At 65.3% G+C, this 4,368-nt stretch carries 4 protein-coding genes and 1 tRNA gene; 2 read left to right on the forward strand and 3 right to left on the reverse strand.

What is annotated here, in order from left to right:
* On the reverse strand, positions 1-1,155 hold a 1,155-nt coding region (locus WB785_RS24000), incomplete at its 3' end, for a DUF7159 family protein (RefSeq protein ID WP_424082478.1).
* Positions 1,156-1,264: 109 nt separating this feature from the next.
* Entirely contained in the window at positions 1,265-1,837 is a 573-nt protein-coding gene (gene dcd, locus WB785_RS24005; protein WP_424082480.1) for a dCTP deaminase, read from the reverse strand.
* 83 nt (positions 1,838-1,920) lie between these two features.
* On the opposite strand from dcd, the gene WB785_RS24010 reads away from it, so the two are divergent.
* Both WB785_RS24010 and WB785_RS24015 read left to right on the forward strand, forming a co-directional pair.
* Positions 1,921-1,994, forward strand: a tRNA-Gly gene (locus WB785_RS24010).
* 161 nt (positions 1,995-2,155) lie between these two features.
* Positions 2,156-3,607 (forward strand): PE-PPE domain-containing protein, encoded by a 1,452-nt coding sequence (locus WB785_RS24015; protein WP_424082482.1) that lies wholly within the window; start codon positions 2,156-2,158, stop codon positions 3,605-3,607.
* Position 3,608: 1 nt separating this feature from the next.
* On the opposite strand, the gene mtnA is transcribed toward WB785_RS24015, so the two are convergent.
* On the reverse strand, positions 3,609-4,368 hold a 760-nt coding region (mtnA, locus tag WB785_RS24020; RefSeq protein ID WP_424082484.1), incomplete at its 5' end, for an S-methyl-5-thioribose-1-phosphate isomerase.

Genomic DNA, 4,368 nt, shown 5'->3' on the forward strand with positions numbered 1-4,368 from the left:
CGGGAGCGGGGCGACTGCCGGGAGCGGCCCCACCGCTGGCGGCGCCACCGCCGGTGGCTGCAGATGATTGGCCTGCGGCGCCGGAGCGCTTATCGCGGAGGGGGCGGGCATTGGGGCTTGTACAACCGGGAGGATGAGATTCTGCAGCGGTCTGGGCAGCAACGCGACGCTGGGCCGAATACCCAGCGCCAGTGACACTTCCAGCGCCAGGGCCGCGGCCACAACTACCACCGCCGATATCGAGCCAACGAGAAGAAGCGGCCGCCGCTCGCGATGCTCCTCGCCGACCAGATCCAGCGCCGTCGTGTCGGCTTCGGCTTCCTCATCGGGGTCGAAGCTGTAGGCGAGGTCCTCCTCCCCCAATTCGGTGCCCGGCGGAACATCCGGCGCCCCAAGGTATCCCGGGGACACCGCGTAAGGATCGATCGTCCCCGTGGCGGGATCTTGCGCGTACGCCAGGGCAGCAGTCGACGACGCAAACAGCGGCGTGTTCGCCGACGCCAGCGCGGCGCCCCACGCCAACGCGGTCTCTGGTTCCTCCGGTGCGCTTACCGGAAGCGACGTCACCGCCTCCAACTGAGGCTTGATTGCGGCGACGTCCACGCCGGAGCCGACGACGAACACGTGCTCTGGGCGGGTTTCCAGCGCCTCCAGGGCGGCGAGCATCCCGGCCAGTTCTGCGACCGTGTCCGTGCTGGAAATCAGTTCTTTGTGGACATCGGCGATTGAACCGTCGGCGGTGTCGACGACGGCCAAAGTCGCGGTCTCGGGTTCGACGAACAACAACGCTGTGCGCGCGTTACCGGTGGCGCTGCCCACCATCTGTGCCAGCGCGGCCGCAGCCATGAAGGCCGAGACCAGCATGACGTTTTCGACCTTGCGGGCGGCCAGAACCTCCCGCAGGGTGGCAGCGTCCACCGGGTCGGTCCAGGTCACACCGGTCGACGTCAGCGCATGGCCCGCTTGTGTGGCACCCTCCCGAGTGCCCAAGATTGCCGAGACCACCTGATCGGCGGCGCTCACGGTTGCGGCGGCGTCGTCTCCCACGACGACAAAATTGTCTTCTTCCACCGTGACGCCGTCGGCGTTTACACCTTCCACGACCACCGCGCGGACGACTGTGGGTGCCATCGACACCCCGAGAACGATGTCCACCGCTCCTCCAGATCTCGCTGGCGCGTCACTGTTCTGGGCGGAGGTGAACACCGCGCTGGCGTTATCACTGGATGATCGCCGCCCAGGCTGTGCGGCGTTACAGCCGAAGCTAAGTGGACCTTATGAAATTTTGATACGAGCGCGACGGCGTGGGTCCCCGTTGGCCCTGATACTTCGACCCTGCCCGCGCGCTGCCGTAGGGATGCTCGGCCGGGCTGGTCAACCGCAGGATGCACAGCTGGCCGATCTTCATCCCCGGCCAGAGCGTGATCGGCAGGTTGGCGACGTTGGAGAGCTCCAGAGTGATGTGGCCGCTGAAGCCGGGATCGATGAAGCCGGCGGTCGAGTGGGTGAGCAACCCCAGGCGCCCGAGCGACGATTTGCCCTCCAGCCGCCCCGCCAAATCTTCGGGCAGCGTGCACAGCTCCAGCGTCGAGCCCAGCACGAACTCACCGGGGTGCAGCACGAACGGCTCGCCGTCGACTGGCTCCACCAGGCTGGTCAACTCGTCTTGTTGCTTGGCGGGGTCAATATGGGTGTATCGGGTGTTGTTGAACACCCGGAACAAACTGTCTAGGCGAACGTCCACGCTGGACGGCTGGACCAGGGCGTCGTCGAATGGGTCAATGCCCAACCGGCCGGCGGCGATTTCGGCCCTGAGGTCACGATCGGAGAGCAGCACGCGACGAGCGTATCCGCTCGGCTCGGGCTCGCGGTGTTGATGAAACGTCGCAACGCCGAGTGCTAGCCTTCCCAAGCAACCGCGCCGATGTAGTTCAATGGCAGAACATCAGCTTCCCAAGCTGAATACGCGGGTTCGATTCCCGTCATCGGCTCCACTTCCCACCCGCCCCAACGCTGTTCGAATCGCGTTGGAAACACTGCTCATTGACGCGACCGTGACACAGCTCGATTCAAGGTCACGCCTATGGCGCCATTTCCTTTGTTCTCGCCGCGCGGTCGTGCTGTAATTTTGCTCACCATCGCTCGGTGCACTGGCATGCACCTCGAGGGAGAGGCCCTCCGCCTGATGCTTCATCTGCACCGCACCTTGGGTGTCGCCCTCGTAGGCGCCAGTCTGATCACGGTCTCACCGCTGGTCCCGCCGTCACCCGATGTGCAGGTGCGCGCGGCGCGGCTCACCAGCGGTGACACCGCGGATTCCCCGCTCGGGGATGGCACGGCGTTCATCATGGGCGGCAGCGGGCTCGAGACGCCTGGCCAGACCTACGCCGACGTCATCGATGCGGTGTACCTGGCGCCACGCGGCTTCACCGGCACAACGCAGGTCTTGACCACACCCGAGGCGCTCTACCCATTCCTCGGTCCCTTCACCGAAACCTTCGACAAGTCGGAGGCCCAGGGCCAACAGATCCTGGACGCCGCGATCCTGAACCAAATCGCCGGAGGGCACGTCGATGCCGCCAACCCTGTGGTGGTCTCCGGCTGGTCGCAGAGCGCGGTCATCTCATCGCTATTGCAACCGGAGCTCGCGAGCCATGGCGTGCCCAGTGATGACGTCCACTTCGTGCTGATGGGTGACGAAAGCGCCCCCAACGGCGGCATGCTGGAGCGCTTCGACCTGCCGGCCGGCACCCAGCCGACCATCCCGAGCCTGGGCCTGACATTCAGCGGACCAGAAGCATCTGATCTCTACCCGACCGACGTCTACACACACGAATACGACGGCTTTGCCGACTTCCCGCAGTACCCGATCAACCCACTGTCTGACCTCAATGCCGTGTTGGGCATCGTCTTCGAGCACGTCACCTACCCGGGACTGACGGCCGCGCAGGTCGCGGACGCGATCCAACTACCGACGTCGGCGGCAGACACCCTAACCAACTACTACGAGCTTCCCGTCACGACGCTGCCGCTGCTAGAGCCGTTGCAACTAATCCCCTTCATCGGCAACCCGCTGGCCGATCTGCTGAACCCGGACTTGTCAGTGTTGGTGAATCTGGGCTACGGCGACGTCGCCGACAACTACTTGGGTGGCTGGAGTCAGGGCGATGCTGATGTGCCCACGCCGTTGGGATTCCTGCCGGATTCCAGTGTCCTCGAGCAGGTTCCGCAAGCGTTGGCCAACGGACTGCATCAAGGGATCACCGATGCCCTCAAGGATTTAGCTGATCCGAACAACTATGTGTACACGTTGCCATCCTGGGCCGACCAACTCGGCGCGACACTGGAAGCTGTCCTCCCAGGCACCCAATTGTCGGTTTTCTCAATCGTTCCCACGACCTTCCAGGATCTTTTCGATACGTTGCCGCCGCACACCGGCTTCCCGCCTTTCGACGTAGCCGAAGCGTTGTTGATCACCCTTCCCGAACTCGACTACAACGTCTTCACGACCGAACTCGCAGCCAACAACCCGGTCGACGCAATCGGTATCCCGATCGCCGCCGACATCGGAATACTGCCTCTGGCGCTAATAGGCGCAGCGCTTTGACCTAGCGGTGGACGCCGCGGTTGCGGTAGCGGCCGTGCTCGGTGACGACGGCGGTGATGAGCTCGGCCGGGGTCACGTCGAAAGCCGGGTTGAAAACGTCGGCGTCCGGCGGGGTGATCGTGGTGCCGCTGAACGTCCTGAGTTCGTCGGGTTCGCGTTCCTCGATGGCGATCTCGGCGCCGGTCGCGAGCGACATGTCGACCGTGGACGAAGGCGCGACCACGACGAGCGGCACGTTGTGATGACGGGCGGCGATGGCCAGCCCGTAAGTACCGATCTTGTTGGCGACGTCGCCGTTAGCCGCGATCCGATCGGCGCCGACGAGAACGCAGTCGACCAGGCCGCGTGCCATCGCCGCCGCCGCGGCCCCGTCCGGCTGCACCCGGTAGGGCACGCCCGCCTGCGCCAGCTCCCATGCCGTCAGCCGCGCGCCCTGCAGCAGTGGACGTGTCTCGTCGACCAGCACCGACTCGACCAGTCCCCGCTCGTGAAGGTGCCACACAACGCCAAGCGCACTGCCCCAGGCCACGGTGGCGAGATGGCCGGCGTTGCAATGGCTAAGCAACCGCAGCGGGCGGCGATCGCATAGCCCGAGGACGATCTCGGCGGCGTGGGCCGATGCCGCGCGGTTGAGGCGTTCGTCCTCGTCGAGGATTTCCAGTGCTTCGGCGAGCACGGCTTCGGCGCCCTCGTCGAGTTTCTCGAGCGCGCGCGCGACTCCCCAGCTGAGGTTGACGGCGGTCGGTCGTGCCTTCGCGACT

The organism is Mycobacterium sp. (assembly GCF_049585075.1).
In the GTDB taxonomy this organism is placed as follows: Bacteria; Actinomycetota; Actinomycetes; order Mycobacteriales; family Mycobacteriaceae; genus Mycobacterium.

Bases quoted from the DNA above. Each gene is read 5' to 3' on its own strand.
- WB785_RS24015 (WP_424082482.1), top strand. From the start codon at position 2,156: ATGCACCTCGAGGGAGAGGCCCTCCGCCTGATGCTTCATCTGCACCGC.